The following is a 14,884-nucleotide window of genomic DNA, read 5'->3' on the forward strand; positions in this document are numbered from 1 at the left end:
TGTTGTACCGAAACACCTAACAAGACTCGCTTGATGTGGAAATAGTAGGACTCGAACCTACATGCTTATAAAAGACCTGATTTACAGTCAGGCGAGCCAGCCAATTGCTCAATATTTCCAGTTGTTTAAAGAACTTTTTTACTAAGCTCCACCAGCATCCGTGTCTGGTGGAGCACTACTTTGAAATCTTGTTTAAATAGACTTCTTTATGATTACTTTGCAAATATTTTACACAATTGCGCAATGTTTCTGCGTAGTAAAATTTATTTTACTTTTTTTTCTTCTTGCGCTTCTTTTTTTTAGAGGTGCTTTTCTTTTTCTTTGGTTTTAACTTGCTTTTTATTCTACTAATTTCATCATTAATGTAGTCTATAAATGAATCGTTATAACCAAATGTTTTTGCTGTTTTATATGCTTTTATAGCTTTTTTGTATGCTTGTTTTATTTCAAAAAGTTGTCCTTGTTTATCCCAAATAGAACCTTTATCTATACCTTTTACGGTTAATGCAAAGTCTATTAATTTTTGAGCCTCATCCAAATCGTCATTCCATAATAAGGTTTGAATGTATCTTGGGTATACTTTCTGAAAATCCATTTTTGATGCTAAAGCTTCAGCAAAATATAACTTGGCTGTTTCGTAATCTTCAATTTTTTCAGCTTGTAATCTTCCCATTAAGAAAAGGGCATAAGCATTATTAGATTCGTATGATAAAGCGTAGTTTAAATTTTCTACTGTTTCTTCTAAATCGTATGGAAAAGCATCTATGGCTTTTAGTACATAGTTGTTTAACAAATGAGTGCCCATTGTTTTTATTTTAATAATTTGTTTTTAGTGAAGTCATAATTCTGTTTTAAGAATCTAGACTCGACATTTATAATTGAAAACTGTTTTGGAAATTGCTTAGCAGAGTTGCTAATGACTGAAAACAAAAAATCCGAAGCAGTTTTTAAGTTGCTTCGGATTTTTCATTTATAATTTGAAAAGTTTATCTAACGATAATCACGAAGCATCACAAAAGGCGGTATCCCTTCTGGATTGTCTTGATATGAGATGAATAAACACATAGCTTCGATTTTTAGTTAAACTTATTTTTTTGCTTTATTGCGATGCAAAGATTTAGATTTATTTTTGACTTTTCAAAATTTATTTTTTTATTTTCTAAAAAAATGCCCCCTTAATACGAAGTATTAATTTATTTTGAAAAATGCAAGAATTTTTTGTTTTAAGGTTCTTGTTTGGTTAAAAACAGGCTCCCTAAATGGAATTAAATCTCGCGATAAAACCTGTTTTATTTCTTCATAATCTTTACAATTTTTTGAAATACGAAGCACTTGCTCTGAGTAAAATTTAGCTTCTTTTTCAAAAGAATATTTGTTAAACATACTGCCTTCAAATGACTCATAATACTTATAAAGAGAATAAAATTTCCAAAGAATGTCAAAGTTTGTGTCATAATCAAAATCCCTTATTAATTCGGATAGAATTTGATAGACTTGGTATGGTGTTTTTGATTGACATATTTGTAAACATCCTTTTTCTATTTTTAAAATTATAAGATAATCTTCACTGTATTTTTCTTTAATTAGATTGTTTAGTTGTTTTAACCATTCTTCGTTTTTGTAATTGATTGAAATTAGATCAAAATAGTATGGATTACTATTGAGGTTTTCAATAATTTCTTCTGAATTATACAACCAGTTTTCAAATTCTGAAACAGTTATCTTTTCAATTAATACATCGAATATTTTAAGTTTTAGCACTTCCATTATTTTGTCTTTTAAACAAATATTTCATGTTGGTACGCAGTCTTTTTGCGTAATAATTTTTACCTTTAATTTTAAAACATTTTCATGAAGAAACAGAAATTATTTGGTGTACTAATATTTATGTTATTTTTTTCTTTTTTGAATGCACAAAAATCAGATTTTAATCATGAGAAATTATCCGATTTATTAGCAGCTCATGTAAATAATTTGAGAATAAAACTGGGAAAATTACCATTAAAACGAGATGCTGATTTAGCTAAAGCAGCAAAACTTCAATCGGATTATATTGCAGAAATAAATTCTTTAACACATGTTCAAGTAGGGACAAAGTTTATAAGAGTAAAAGATCGTGTTTCTCATTTTAGCAGACAATTTTCAACAGTTGGAGAAAATATATTATACACTAAACCAGTAAGGTTGTCATTAAATTCAAAGGCCTTGGAAAAACTAGCTTTTGATATGTTTCGTTCCTGGAAAAATTCTCCAGGACATTATGCTAATATGATTTTAGATGATTATAAATATGGCGATTTTGGGTTTACATATAATTCGAAATCCAAACGCATTTTTGCTGCTCAAGTGTTTGGAAAAAAAGGCGTAATAATTTCAGGGCAATTATCTGAAAATGCATTTGGAATAAAGAAAAGTGATAACTCATGTAAATATTTCATGGCAGATAAAGGCAATTCTATGGTTAATATGGGTAATGCTATAACGATTGAATTTGGAGGCATATATTTAAAATTTCATAGTAAAGAAATTGTTGAAGAGATAATAGAAAACCCTAATGATGGGATTGCTATAGATTTAGTAGAACGAGAACAGTTAGTTTGCTATGGAGATAATAAACTAGACGTCTCTCCTATTTACGATGGTGTCATGTTAAGTCCTGTTTATAGAGATAGTTTGCTTCCTCATAATCTTGCTGAGAATAAAAAAAGATTTGTAACTTTTTTAGGTGTAATTCCTGAGCATATGAGAGGTAAAGATCTAAGCCCAAACCTTATTCTAATAAAAGATGGGAAGAAATGTAGTTATAATGTTCCGACATCTATACCAAGTAAAAGGTATGATTTAAGGCATATTGAACCTCTTATTAAAAAGCCTGAAGTTACCCTGAAATTAAAAGGGGTTAATGGTATTAGGGATATCATTTTTGATTTTAAAACAGGACGAAAAACCCCTGTAGAGGAGCCTGAAATAAATCTCGATTCAAAGAAATTATTTGCCATAGATATAAAAAGTTTTACATCTATTGATGGAAACACTAACACTAATTCTATATTACATACTGAGCGAGCACGATTCATAAAAAACTTATTAAAAAATAAGATAACGAATGAGGTTCCTTTTGATATCCAGGCAAAGGAAAACTGGGAGTTATGTCAATATCAAATCGAGCTCTTGGGGTTAGAAGAGCATTTGGGAGATGATAAAGAAGAGATAAAACAATACATTAAAAATAATCTTGATCCTTTTTGGGAAAATTCGCTAAACTTACAAAGAAAGTCTAAAGCTATTTTGTATGAATATGGGGAATGGCTTGAGACTGATCCTAATTTTCTTTTTTATAATTTAACAGATGCATTGCTTACAAAAAATTACGATTTAGCAAACAGAGTACTGTTTGAAATGTATAATAGAGAAGAGAATGATGTTTTTTTTAATGAAGAATTTATAATTGATAAACTGTTTGACAAAAAGGAATTGGTTCAGAATGTTTCAGCTTTATTATTAAAGGAAGTAAATAATTATAACTTAGATAATGTTGTGTTATTTGTTAGAAATTGGTTATCGCAACCAGAACAACTTTCTTTAGAGGCGCAGCAAAACCTTTTAAACTTATATGCAATAACAAGTAGGCAGTTACTTTGGTCTTGGGATAGTAGTTTAGAAGATTTTTCTAAGGTAATGCACCCAAAAAAGGTGGAATTATTATTTGAAAAGTATAAATCTGAGGAAACGGTGAATCCTCTATTTTTAAATTTTCATATGGCAAGCATAGAATATTATGGACAAATTAATTTTAGTCCAAAGATTCATGAATCATTTGAATTCATTACAGATTATTTTAGGGAAGTATCTTCAACAATCCAAGATGATATAGATTTATGCCTATTTTTTAATAAGTGGAGCGCTTATTACTTAACGGTTGAATTGTTAATGTATCGATTTAATGATAAAACCTTAAACGAAGAAGCTTCATTTCTTTTAGCTAAAACTTATGTGCTTGAAAATTCTGAATCTGGATTGGAAGAATTGTTAGATGTTCATAAGCTAGCTATAAAATTTAATCGGAAAAAGTGGTGTGAATGGATTGATAAGGATTTTCAAAACTTGAGATATGAAGGTGTGAAAAATTTATATTGTAAGGCTTGTAACAACTAATATTATGGCAGTCAATAAAAACGCATTAATTCGCTATAAAACCATAGATAAATGTCTTCAAAATGGCTTTAGAAAATGGACGCTTAATGACCTGATTGAAGCTGTTTCTGATGCGCTTTACGAATACGAAGGAAAAGATATAGATGTAAGTAAACGTACCGTGCAGTTAGACATCCAAATGATGCGTAGTGATAAGTTAGGGTATAATGCCCCCATTGTAGTTTACGACAGGAAGTTTTATAAGTATGAAGACGATAATTATAGCATTACGAATAGCCCTATTTCTAATCAGGATTTAACCAAATTATCTGAAGCCGTGTCGTTTTTAAAACAGTTTCAGGGTTTTTCTCATTTTACCGAATTGGGAAGTATGGTTCAAAAATTAGAAGATCATGTTTATACTCAAAAAACACAAGAGAAATCATTAATAGACTTTGAAAAAAATGACAACTTAAAAGGCTTAAGATTTTTGGATGAACTCTACCAATTCATACTTAAAAAGGAAGCTATAGAAATCACATATCAGTCATTTAAAGCACGGCAAGAAAGCACGTTTACTTATTATCCCTATTTGTTGAAAGAATTTAGAAATCGATGGTTTGTAATTGGACAACGCAAAAAAAATGAAGGCTTAATGAATTTAGCTTTAGATCGCATTGTATCCATTAAAAAAAGTGAGGAACCATTTGTTTTTGACTCCGATTTTAATTCTGAAACGTATTATAAAAACGCAATTGGTGTTTCGGTAAGCCCTGGTTTAGAACCCGAAACGGTTTTGCTTTATATAAACCATAAACAGGCACCGTATGTACTCACAAAACCGTTTCATCATTCGCAAAAAGAAGTGAGTCGAGATAATTATGGAGTGACTATTTCTTTAGAGGTTCAATTGAATTTTGAATTAGAAAAAGAGATTTTAGGATTAGGAGAAGGGGTAAAAGTTATTGCTCCCGAACGTTTAAAACGGCATATTAAAGAGCGGTTATGTGATGCTGTTGATGCTTACGAAACGGAAATTAATGATAAAAACATGCGGACTATTGCAAAACGTCTAGAGTATAAAGGTTTTGGGATATTAAATCATGTGTATTCTAAGCGAGATATTAGAAAACTAAAAACGAGATTAGATAATTATATTAAAGCTCATGACGAGCAAGCTTTTGGGATGCGGGAAGTGCTTAAAAAGATGCCTGAATTGAAAGAGTTATTATTCAACAGAAATTTCAAGAAGCTTATAAAATCAATTGATAAGGATGTGTTTTTGACGAAGGCTGTTTATTTTGACAAGTCACCCAAAGATAATTGGTATGTGACTTGGCATCAGGACGTACCTATTAATGTTACGGAGAAAATAGAAACCAAAGATTTTGCCTCCTGGACCAATAAAAAAGGAGTGATTAGTGTTTGTCCTCCAGAAGCAATTTCAAAAAACACCTTTTCAATGCGTATTCACTTAGATGATACAACGGTTAAAAATGGTGCATTAAGGGTGATTCCTGGTTCGCATAATAAACGATTGAAAGATGAAGAGATTACATTAATTAGTTCGAATTCTATTCCTTTTGTAAGCGAAGTGTCATCGGGAGGTGTTCAATTATTAAAACCATTATTGCTACATGCATCGTCTGAAACTACAGTTCAAAAAAGACGTCGTGTTTTACATTTAGAATTTTCCTCAATTGAGTTACCTAACGGATTACAGTATGCTGAAAAAGAAATATTGTGAGTGTTTTTTATTTATTAGATAATGTCTACGACATTGGTAATATCTCTATTACTTTTCCATAAACATTTTTAGTCCATCCGTTAATTCTTCCGTGATTATTACCAATTAATAAACCACGCTTGTTGTTTTTTCCTTTCACAAGATGTGTAAAGCAATTGCCTCTAACTTTACAGTAAACAATATCTCCTGTTTTGCAATCTTTCCATTGAATCGGTTGAAGTTTAACAGGTTGTTTAGATTTTAGTAGAGGTAACATAGAATTACCAGGTTCTTTTGAAATAATGGTTTCCCCATTTTGTAGTTTTTGAATTTTCCAATTCATAATATTTAATTTTAAATGTTATGTATCGCATTATTGCCATACATAGCCTTCAAAATTTATCAAAAGAACTTTTCAATGAACTAGTGCAAAGATATATAAATTATCAAACTCGATTTAAAAAGATAGCTTTTCCTTTTTGAAGCGCAATATCATGCTCAAAAAATACAGTTTCTCCGTTCGAATCAGCTTCAATTAAATAGTAATTTCCCTTGTAGTAAGATTGTTTTACAATCGCTTTTAAATCAGATGTATCAACTACTTTTAATTGGTGGGCATAAACAATGCCATTCGATTTTAATTCATTAAACTCACCAAAGAAGGAAGCTATCAATTTGTTTTCTGGATTTTCATATAACTGTTGAGGCGTGTTATTTGCTATAATTTTAGTGTCGTGTAATACGATCATGTTATCGGAATACGACAATACATCATCTTTATCATGAGTCGCAACAATACAGGTAATGTTTTTTTCTTTTAAGTATTTAAATAAGTTTCTACGTAAAGATTGCTTTTTAAAATTATCGATATGACTAAAAGGTTCGTCAAGTAAAATTATTTCAGGTTGTTTTGCAATGGCTCTAGCTAAAGCAACACGTTGTTTTTGTCCACCGCTTAATTCTTTAACTTTCGTTTTAGCGAAAGGCTTTAATTCAACAACATCTAATAGTTCGTTGATGCGTTCTTGTTTTTCTTCAGGATAGAAATTAGATAGGAAAGCACCAATATTTTCAGCAACAGTAATAAAAGGCATTAGGTCGAATTCCTGAGCCACATACTTCATGAATTCTGGACCAATGATAAGATTGTGTTTTGGCCCTAAGATTTCAGAGTCTTTCCAAAAAATGTGACCCTGGTCTAAATCGTAAGTACCATAAAGTAATTTTAAAAGGGTGCTTTTTCCTGAGCCACTTTCACCAATTATAGAAACATGATCACCTGTTTTTACAGTGAAATTTATGTCTTTTAAAACGACAGTTTTATTGTAATTAAAATAAATGTTTTTTACTTCGAGCATTTGTAATTGTAAGCTGCAAAAATAGTATAAAAAAAGAGGGTGTCTAAAAAGTCTATAGATTATCCTTTTGAGGACGATCTAAAAATGGGAACATATTAATATTTAGACATTCGAGTTTAAATGGATTCTTCATTTTATTCTGGATGCCACTTTTTAAACCCCTTCCTTTTAAATGAAGGTTTATAATATTAATCTTTTTCTTTCCCTATTATTTGGTAACACTTCAAAACCCATATTATATAATGTAAAACCATAAATATCGGCATATTGCTCAATAATTTTACTAACGGGTGTTCCAGCTCCATGACCAGCATCAGTTTCAATACGTATTAATGTTGGGTTATTTCCTGTTTGCTTGCTTTGTAATTCGGCAGCAAACTTAAAACTGTGTGCAGGTACAACACGGTCATCATGGTCGCTAGTAGTTACTAATGTTGCGGGGTATTGTATGCCAGCTTTTACATTGTGTACTGGAGAATATCCTTTTAGGTATTCGAACATCTCTTTATTTTGTTCTGCCGTTCCATAATCATAAGCCCAACCTGCTCCAGCAGTAAAGGTGTGGTATCGTAGCATGTCTAATACGCCAACAGCAGGCAAAGCTACTTTAGCTAAATCTGGACGTTGCGTCATAATTACTCCAACTAATAAACCGCCGTTAGAGCCTCCTCTTATTGCTAAATAATTAGAAGTGGTATACTTATTTTCGATTAGATATTCCCCTGCGGCAATAAAGTCGTCAAATACATTTTGTTTTTTTAGTTGAGTTCCTGCATCATGCCATGCTTTACCGTATTCACCGCCACCTCTAAGATTCGGAACTGCTAAAATACCACCTTGCTCCATCCAAACCGCATTGGTAATGCTAAACGAAGGATTTAAACTAATATTGAATCCGCCGTAACCATAAAGTATGGTCGGATTTTTACCATGTAACTCAATGCCTTTTTTATGCGTAATGATCATAGGGACTTTGGTGCCGTCTTTTGATGTGTAGAAAACTTGCTTACTTTCATAAGCATTGCTATTAAATTCTATAGATGGCTTCCAATACAATTCAGATTTACCTGTTTCAATATTCAATTTATAAATACTAGAAGGTGTGTTGTAGTTTGTAAAAGAATAATAGCTTGTTTTTTCTTCTTTTTTGCAGCCAAAACCATTTACGCTTCCAACACCAGGTAATTTGATATCTCTAATTAACTTCCCGTTATAATCATATTGCATTACTTTAGAAATAGCGTCAACCATATATTCGGTAAAAAAGAAACCACCACCTTTTGATGGGATTAAAACATGATTCGTTTCTGGTATAAAATCCACCCAATTTTCTGGAGTAGGATTAGAGACATCTACGGTGACTATCTTTTTATTTGGCGCATCAAGATTTGTAACGATAAATAGTTTGCTGCCTTCATTTTCAATAATATAAGTATCACTATCTGTATGGTCTAAAACCGGAATTAATTTACTATTAGGAACAGAAAGATCTTTTATATACAATTTGTTTCCAGAGGTGGAGACACGAGGTGTAATAACTAAATAGGTATCATCTTCGGTTACGTTAGCATATATGTAACGGTGTTTTTCTTCTTGGGTGCCTCCAAAAATTAAGACATCCTCTTTTTGAGATGTTCCTAATTTATGATAGTATACCTTGTGTTGATCTGTTTTCGCTGAAAGCTCACTACCTTCAGGTTTATCATAGCTAGAATAGTAAAAGCCTTCGTTTTTATACCATGATATTTGTGTGAATTTGACATCTATTAAGGTATCTTCTATGATTTCTTTAGTTTCGGTATTCATGATATGAATCTTTCTCCAGTCGCTACCTCCTTCAGAAATAGCATACGCTAAGATACTTCCGTCTTTAGAAAAGCTTGCGGTATCTAATGATACTGTACCGTCTTCAGAAAAAGTATTAGGATCTAAAAAGGTTTCAGATGGACCATTCCCCTTTTTTCTATATAAAACGTATTGATTTTGTAGACCATCATTTTTATAAAAGTAAGTGTAATCACCTTCTACAAAAGGAGCACTTATTTTTTCGTAATTCCATAAACTGGAAAGACGTTCTTTAAGGTCTTTTCTAAATGGGATGTTATCTAAATAACTATAGGTTGATTTGTTTTGAGTTTTCACCCAAGCTTCAGTTTCTTTACTTCTATCGTCTTCTAACCAACGATATGGATCTTTTACTTCAACACCAAAATAAGTATCTATGGTATCAATAGTTTTTGTTTCAGGATAGTTCACAGCAATGTCTTTTTTACTAGCAATTAAAACGGTTAGAGATAAAAGGCTGACTATTAGTCTATTTATGGTTAGTAAATTTTAGATATGTCAAAAATAAACAAAAAAGCCTCTGTAAAAACAGAAGCTTAGATTAGTCTAGAACAATTAAGGTCTACACTAAATTATTTTCAACCAAATATTCAGCTATTTGAATGGTATTTGTTGCGGCACCTTTACGTAAGTTATCTGCAACTATCCACATGTTTAGTGTGTTTGGTTGTGTTTCGTCTCTACGAATTCTACCTACAAATACCTCATCTTTATTATGTGCATAAATAGGCATTGGATAAGTGTTCGTGTCTGTGTTATCCTGTACTATAACTCCAGGTGTTTCATGAAGCATTTTACGGACATCAGCTAAATCAAAATCACTTTCAAACTCTACATTTACAGATTCTGAATGTCCTCCTGCAGTAGGAATACGAACCGCAGTCGCAGTTACAGAAAATGTTTTGTCGTTAAATATCTTTTGTGGTTCTCGGGCTAACTTCATTTCCTCTTTAGTATATCCGTTTTCTAAAAACACATCACAATGCGGTAATGCATTTCTTCCAATAGGATAAGGATAAGCCATTTCGCCTTCAACTCCAGCTATTTCGTTTTCTAATTGTTTTACAGCTTTTACACCTGTACCAGAAACAGATTGGTATGTAGAAACGATAACACGTTTCATTTTATATTTTTTATGCAACGGTGCTAATGCCATAACCATTTGTATGGTAGAGCAATTAGGGTTTGCGATAATTTTATCTTCTTTAGTTAACTCGTGAGCATTTATTTCTGGAACTACTAATTTTTTAGAAGGATCCATTCTCCAAGCTGAAGAATTATCAACTACTGTAGTGCCAACTTCTGCAAATTTAGGAGCCCATTCTATAGAGGTGTCCCCACCTGCAGAAAAAATAGCAATTTGAGGCTTTGCTGCAACAGCATCTGCTAAACCGATTATGGTATATTCGTTATTCTTATAGGTTAATTTTTTTCCAACCGAACGCTCGGACGCAACAAGTAATAATTCTGTAACAGGAAAATTACGTTCTTCTAATACCTTAAGCATCACTTCGCCAACCATACCAGTGGCTCCAACAACAGCTATTTTCATTTTTTTAATATTTAATAAATTTCTTAGAAAACAAAATTAAGTATTAATTCCATTTTAAAATCTAAAAAAAGACCTCATTTTTTAAAAATGAGGTCTTTTTAACAACAAATAACACGATGTTATTTATTTAACAAACAGTTATTTTTTAAGCAAATCTCTTATTTCTGCAAGTAAATCTTCTTGTGATGGTCCTGCTGGTGGAGCTGGTGCTTCCTCTTCTTTCTTCTTCATTTTGTTAACGCCTTTTACAATCATGAACATAACAAATGCCACAATAATAAAGTCGATCACATTAGTTAAGAAAGCGCCCCAAAGTAAAGATACTTCGCCTTCTATAACGCCATCTGCATTGGCGATTCCTTCCTTAAGTACATATTTTAGATCTTTGAAATCTGCATTAAAAATTAAACCAATTAATGGGGATACAATGCCTCCTGTAAATGAAGCAACTACTTTATTAAAAGCGGCACCCATTACAAAACCGACAGCAATGTCGACTAAATTGCCTTTCATGGCAAAATCTTTAAACTCTTTAAGCATAATTTTTAGTGTTTTTGGTTAATTAATGACTAAAATAAGTAAAAAAAAGCTTAAAAGTTAACATTTGTTAAATATCTTATTTCAATAAAATACGCTTAACTCTTTGAGAAATAGATGTTATAAGTTCGTAAGAAATAGTATTCGTAGTTTCTGCTAAGTGTTCAGCTGTGGTATTGTTTTGGTCAAAAATAATGACTTCGTCACCTTCTTTACAATCTATGTTGGTAATATTAACCATAATCATATCCATACAAACATTACCAACAATAGGAGCTTGTTTCCCGTGTATAGTCACGAAACCTTTTCCATTGCCATATTGTCTGCCAATACCATCTGCATGACCAATAGGGAGTGTCGCTGTTTTTAAAAACGAGTTAGATTTAAAGGCTCTATTGTAGCCAACAGATTCTCCTTTTTCGATGTTATGAATTTGAGAAATTACTGTTTTTAAAGTGGCAATAGGCGTTAAGTTTTTATTCTCTTTTTCAGAATTCCCAAACCCATAAAGACCAATACCACTTCTAACCATATCAAAATGTGCATCAGGATAATTTAATATACCCGAAGTATTGCACATGTGAAGCATAGGTTTGTAATCTAGTTTCTCAATTATCTTTTTAGAAATAGTATTAAAGTTTGCAATTTGATGTAAAGTGAATTCTTTTTCATCTAGATCTTCACTAGCAGCTATATGGGAAAAGATAGATGTCACTTTTAAAGTGTCTGTTTTTTCTATTTCTGAAACGATATAATCGATGTCATTGTACTCAAAACCAAGTCTGTTTAAGCCCGTATTGAATTTTATATGAACAGGATAGTCGTTTTGTTTTTCTGCGGTGGCTATTTTAATAAATTCCTTTAAAATTTTCGCATTATATAAACTAGGCTCTAAGGAATGCGTTATCAATGCTTTTAAATTTACAGCTTGCGGATGTAATACTAAAATAGGTTTTGTAATACCTGCTTTACGTAATGCAATGCCTTCTTGTGTGTATGCTACAGCAAAATAATCGACTCCTAATGCTTCTAGGTAGTTTCCTATCTCGCAGGAATCACTTCCGTATCCAAAGGCCTTAACAACGGCTAAAAACTTGGTATTGTTTTGGAGTTTCGATTTTAGATGCTCAAAATTATGTTTAAGTGCTTTTAAATCAATTTCAAGTACAGTTTCTTGCGTTTTAAGCATTAGGACTTTGTTGGTTTGGTTTAGGAGTCACTTCTTCGGCGTCTTTTACCTTCATGTTTCTAACTTTATCTCGCATCATGGCTTTGTAATAAGCGGCTCTACTTAAGGGTTCATATTCATCGACTTCACCAATAAGGACTAAATTATCACTTTTAGCTTTACGATAACTGTATTGTGCTAAATTGCCAGTTCTAGTACATACTGCATGCACTTTTGTAACATAATCGGCCGTTGCCATTAAAAAAGGCATAGGTCCGAAAGGATTTCCCTTAAAGTCCATATCAAGTCCAGCAACAATAACCCGAATGCCTTTATTTGCTAGGTCGTTACAAACCCGGATAATTTCGTCATCAAAAAATTGAGCTTCATCAATACCAATAACATCGCAACCATCAGCCAAAATTGGTATGTTAGCCGCGGCAGGGACAGGTGTGGAGCGAATTTCGTTAGCATCATGAGATACAACCATTTCTTCATTGTAGCGTACATCGACAGTAGGTTTAAAAATCTCTACTTTTTGCCTTGCAAATTGCGCACGCTTAAGTCTGCGGATTAATTCTTCCGTTTTTCCAGAGAACATCGATCCACAGATAACTTCAATCCATCCAAATTGTTCTTTATGATTTACTGTATTTTCAAGAAACATTTCGTAATTTTAGCACTAAAACAAAGCAATTATTTGTATAAAGGTGGCGCAAATTTATTAAAAATCAAAAGCCAAAATAGCAATAATTTAAAAATTATAAATAATGAAGAGGAAGATAGAGTCGGAACTCATTAGTATAGCACATAGAATTCTTAAATTAAAAGGAAAAGAAGATGTTGTTAAAATGCATGCAGAAGTGTCAGCTCTTTACGAAAAATTATCGGTGTTAAAGTTTGCAAATGAGAATTTTGAAGATGATATACCAATAATTGGGAGCGACTCATCCTTTTTTGGTATGTTAGATAAGGCATTTAACAATAAGGTTAGTGATACCGTTGAAATAGAGGACAAAATTTATATCAATCTTGATGAAGTTGAAGAGGATGATATTATGGAGCCTGTTATGGAAAAAATTAAAGATATGGTGGCGCAAATGCCTCATGAAACTCAAGAAGTTGATACTCTTTTTGAAGAGGCCATTCCTAAACAAGATTATCATAAAGATGATTTAGAAGAGATTACAGAAGGGTATAAAGAAACACCAGTTTTTGAACCTGTTTCTAAGGCGCAGAAAGGAAAAGGAGATGATAAAAAAACGTTGAATGACATATTAAAAACGGGAGGATTTAACATTGGACTTAATGATAAAATTGCGTTTATAAAGCATTTATTTGATGGTAAAAATGAAGATTATGATCGTGTGATATCTCAGTTAAATACGTCGGTTACTTTTAGTGATGCGAAGCATTTAATAGAAGACATTATAAAGCCCGATTATAATAATTGGGTTGATAAAGAAGAAATCGAAACGCGATTTATGCAAATTATTGAAAGTAAGTTTCAATAAAAACTCTCGACCATAGTCTGATGAAAATAAACAAAATTTTATATTGGATAAGCACCGTGCTCTTGTGTTTGTTAATGGGATATTCTGCCTCTATGTATTTTACAAGTACAGAAATGGTTAAAGGTTTTTTTGAAAACCTTAATTACCCAACCTATGTGGTGATTCCTTTAGCTATATTAAAAGTTTTGGGTATAGCTATGATTTTATGGCGAAAAAGTACTTGGCTAACAGAATGGGCTTATGCTGGTTTTTTCTTTGATTTGGTATTGGCAACGGCAGCACATTATTATGCAGGAGATGGCATTGTAGGCTTTTCTCTTTATGGATTGCTACTAATTTTTCCATCTTATTTTTTAGGAAAACAAATTAGAGATTAATGAGTAAGCTTTATATTGTACCAACACCTATAGGGAACTTAAAGGATATTACTTTTAGAGCCATTGAAACTTTAAAAGAAGTCGATCTCATTCTTGCTGAAGACACGCGAACTTCTGGAAAGCTTTTAAAACATTTCGAAATTACAACGCATATGCAATCGCACCATATGCATAATGAGCATAAGACTGTTGCAAGTGTTATTCAGAAATTAAAAGGTGGCACAGCTATAGCATTGATTAGTGATGCGGGAACACCTGCCATTTCAGATCCAGGGTTTTTGCTAACCCGAGCCTGTATAGAAAATAATATTGAAGTAGATTGTCTTCCTGGGGCAACAGCTTTTGTGCCCGCTTTGGTCAATTCTGGATTGCCTAATGATAAGTTTGTATTTGAAGGTTTTTTACCTGTTAAAAAGGGACGACAAACGCGCTTGTTATTATTGGCAGAAGAAAAGAGAACCATTATTTTTTATGAAAGTCCACATAAATTAATAAAAACACTTGGGCATTTTTGTGAGTATTTTGGAGCGGATAGACAGGTATCAGTATCCAGAGAGCTTACAAAACTTTACGAAGAAACTATTAGAGGAACCGCTAAAGAAGTTTTAGAATATTATACTAATAAACCACCAAAAGGCGAAATTGTAATTGTTGTTGGTGGAAAGAAATAAGA

14 protein-coding genes and 1 tRNA gene are annotated in these 14,884 nt (G+C 32.2%); 5 read left to right on the forward strand and 10 right to left on the reverse strand.

Translation table 11 applies throughout. The annotated features are described in order from the left end of the window. Window positions 1-36 precede the first annotated feature (36 nt). The 3 genes from Q4Q40_RS15240 to Q4Q40_RS15250 all read right to left on the reverse strand — a co-directional run bounded on the left by Q4Q40_RS15240 (window position 37) and on the right by Q4Q40_RS15250 (window position 1,767). Window positions 37-119 (reverse strand) — tRNA-Tyr (locus Q4Q40_RS15240). 149 nt (window positions 120-268) lie between these two features. After that, on the reverse strand, window positions 269-805 hold the full coding sequence (locus Q4Q40_RS15245) for a tetratricopeptide repeat protein (RefSeq protein WP_303302762.1): 537 nt from the start codon (window positions 803-805) through the stop codon (window positions 269-271). A 383-nt stretch (window positions 806-1,188) separates the two neighbouring features. After that, window positions 1,189-1,767: a hypothetical protein gene (locus Q4Q40_RS15250; protein ID WP_303302763.1), complete on the reverse strand. Its 579-nt coding sequence runs from the start codon at window positions 1,765-1,767 to the stop codon at window positions 1,189-1,191. A gap of 84 nt (window positions 1,768-1,851) precedes the next feature. Between Q4Q40_RS15250 and Q4Q40_RS15255 the strand changes: the two genes are divergently transcribed. Continuing rightward, window positions 1,852-4,155, forward strand: a complete 2,304-nt coding sequence (locus Q4Q40_RS15255; RefSeq protein WP_303302764.1) for a CAP domain-containing protein — start codon at window positions 1,852-1,854, stop codon at window positions 4,153-4,155. A gap of 4 nt (window positions 4,156-4,159) precedes the next feature. Next, on the forward strand, window positions 4,160-5,881 hold the full coding sequence (locus Q4Q40_RS24095; protein ID WP_345027310.1) for a WYL domain-containing protein: 1,722 nt from the start codon (window positions 4,160-4,162) through the stop codon (window positions 5,879-5,881). A 25-nt stretch (window positions 5,882-5,906) separates the two neighbouring features. On the opposite strand, the gene Q4Q40_RS15270 is transcribed toward Q4Q40_RS24095, so the two are convergent. The 7 genes from Q4Q40_RS15270 to Q4Q40_RS15300 all read right to left on the reverse strand — a co-directional run bounded on the left by Q4Q40_RS15270 (window position 5,907) and on the right by Q4Q40_RS15300 (window position 12,987). Next, window positions 5,907-6,203 (reverse strand): S26 family signal peptidase, encoded by a 297-nt coding sequence (locus Q4Q40_RS15270; protein ID WP_303302765.1) that lies wholly within the window; start codon window positions 6,201-6,203, stop codon window positions 5,907-5,909. A 103-nt stretch (window positions 6,204-6,306) separates the two neighbouring features. Next, window positions 6,307-7,218: an ABC transporter ATP-binding protein gene (locus tag Q4Q40_RS15275; protein ID WP_303302766.1), complete on the reverse strand. Its 912-nt coding sequence runs from the start codon at window positions 7,216-7,218 to the stop codon at window positions 6,307-6,309. 180 nt (window positions 7,219-7,398) lie between these two features. Beyond that, window positions 7,399-9,540, reverse strand: a complete 2,142-nt coding sequence (locus tag Q4Q40_RS15280) for a prolyl oligopeptidase family serine peptidase (protein WP_303302961.1) — start codon at window positions 9,538-9,540, stop codon at window positions 7,399-7,401. A gap of 85 nt (window positions 9,541-9,625) precedes the next feature. Further along, window positions 9,626-10,615 (reverse strand): aspartate-semialdehyde dehydrogenase, encoded by a 990-nt coding sequence (locus Q4Q40_RS15285; RefSeq protein ID WP_303302767.1) that lies wholly within the window; start codon window positions 10,613-10,615, stop codon window positions 9,626-9,628. Between the two features lie 138 nt (window positions 10,616-10,753). Beyond that, window positions 10,754-11,155: a large-conductance mechanosensitive channel protein MscL gene (gene mscL / locus Q4Q40_RS15290; RefSeq protein WP_303302768.1), complete on the reverse strand. Its 402-nt coding sequence runs from the start codon at window positions 11,153-11,155 to the stop codon at window positions 10,754-10,756. 76 nt (window positions 11,156-11,231) lie between these two features. Then, window positions 11,232-12,341 carry an alanine racemase gene (gene alr / locus Q4Q40_RS15295; RefSeq protein WP_303302769.1) on the reverse strand — a complete coding sequence of 370 codons (1,110 nt, stop codon included), beginning with the start codon at window positions 12,339-12,341 and terminating at the stop codon, window positions 11,232-11,234. Beyond that, on the reverse strand, window positions 12,334-12,987 hold the full coding sequence (locus Q4Q40_RS15300) for a thymidine kinase (RefSeq protein WP_303302770.1): 654 nt from the start codon (window positions 12,985-12,987) through the stop codon (window positions 12,334-12,336). The genes alr and Q4Q40_RS15300 overlap by 8 nt, the downstream gene beginning before the upstream one ends. A gap of 103 nt (window positions 12,988-13,090) precedes the next feature. Between Q4Q40_RS15300 and Q4Q40_RS15305 the strand changes: the two genes are divergently transcribed. From Q4Q40_RS15305 to rsmI, 3 genes are read left to right on the forward strand one after another with little or no spacing between them, the layout of a single operon-like run. Next, complete coding sequence (locus Q4Q40_RS15305) at window positions 13,091-13,834, forward strand: DUF8457 domain-containing protein (protein ID WP_303302771.1); 744 nt, start codon at window positions 13,091-13,093, stop codon at window positions 13,832-13,834. A gap of 20 nt (window positions 13,835-13,854) precedes the next feature. Then, window positions 13,855-14,211 carry a DoxX family protein gene (locus Q4Q40_RS15310; RefSeq protein ID WP_303302772.1) on the forward strand — a complete coding sequence of 119 codons (357 nt, stop codon included), beginning with the start codon at window positions 13,855-13,857 and terminating at the stop codon, window positions 14,209-14,211. Beyond that, the gene (gene rsmI, locus Q4Q40_RS15315; RefSeq protein WP_303302774.1) at window positions 14,211-14,882 is read left to right on the forward strand and encodes a 16S rRNA (cytidine(1402)-2'-O)-methyltransferase; all 672 of its coding nucleotides are present in this window, start codon (window positions 14,211-14,213) and stop codon (window positions 14,880-14,882) included. Before Q4Q40_RS15310 ends, rsmI begins: the two co-directional genes overlap by 1 nt. The last annotated feature ends 2 nt before the right edge of the window (window positions 14,883-14,884 follow it).

Source organism: Flavivirga jejuensis (genome assembly GCF_030540765.1).
Taxonomy (GTDB): Bacteria; Bacteroidota; Bacteroidia; order Flavobacteriales; family Flavobacteriaceae; genus Flavivirga; species Flavivirga jejuensis.

Excerpts from the sequence above, each read along its gene's own strand:
- Q4Q40_RS15245 (WP_303302762.1), bottom strand. The coding sequence starts at position 805 with ATGGGCACTCATTTGTTAAACAACTATGTACTAAAAGCCATAGATGCT.
- Q4Q40_RS15250 (WP_303302763.1), bottom strand. The coding sequence starts at position 1,767 with ATGGAAGTGCTAAAACTTAAAATATTCGATGTATTAATTGAAAAGATA.
- Q4Q40_RS15255 (WP_303302764.1), top strand. The coding sequence starts at position 1,852 with ATGAAGAAACAGAAATTATTTGGTGTACTAATATTTATGTTATTTTTT.
- Q4Q40_RS24095 (WP_345027310.1), top strand. The coding sequence starts at position 4,160 with ATGGCAGTCAATAAAAACGCATTAATTCGCTATAAAACCATAGATAAA.
- Q4Q40_RS15270 (WP_303302765.1), bottom strand. The coding sequence starts at position 6,203 with ATGAATTGGAAAATTCAAAAACTACAAAATGGGGAAACCATTATTTCA.
- Q4Q40_RS15275 (WP_303302766.1), bottom strand. The coding sequence starts at position 7,218 with ATGCTCGAAGTAAAAAACATTTATTTTAATTACAATAAAACTGTCGTT.
- Q4Q40_RS15285 (WP_303302767.1), bottom strand. The coding sequence starts at position 10,615 with ATGAAAATAGCTGTTGTTGGAGCCACTGGTATGGTTGGCGAAGTGATG.
- mscL (WP_303302768.1), bottom strand. The coding sequence starts at position 11,155 with ATGCTTAAAGAGTTTAAAGATTTTGCCATGAAAGGCAATTTAGTCGAC.
- alr (WP_303302769.1), bottom strand. The coding sequence starts at position 12,341 with ATGCTTAAAACGCAAGAAACTGTACTTGAAATTGATTTAAAAGCACTT.
- Q4Q40_RS15300 (WP_303302770.1), bottom strand. The coding sequence starts at position 12,987 with ATGTTTCTTGAAAATACAGTAAATCATAAAGAACAATTTGGATGGATT.
- Q4Q40_RS15305 (WP_303302771.1), top strand. The coding sequence starts at position 13,091 with ATGAAGAGGAAGATAGAGTCGGAACTCATTAGTATAGCACATAGAATT.
- Q4Q40_RS15310 (WP_303302772.1), top strand. The coding sequence starts at position 13,855 with ATGAAAATAAACAAAATTTTATATTGGATAAGCACCGTGCTCTTGTGT.
- rsmI (WP_303302774.1), top strand. The coding sequence starts at position 14,211 with ATGAGTAAGCTTTATATTGTACCAACACCTATAGGGAACTTAAAGGAT.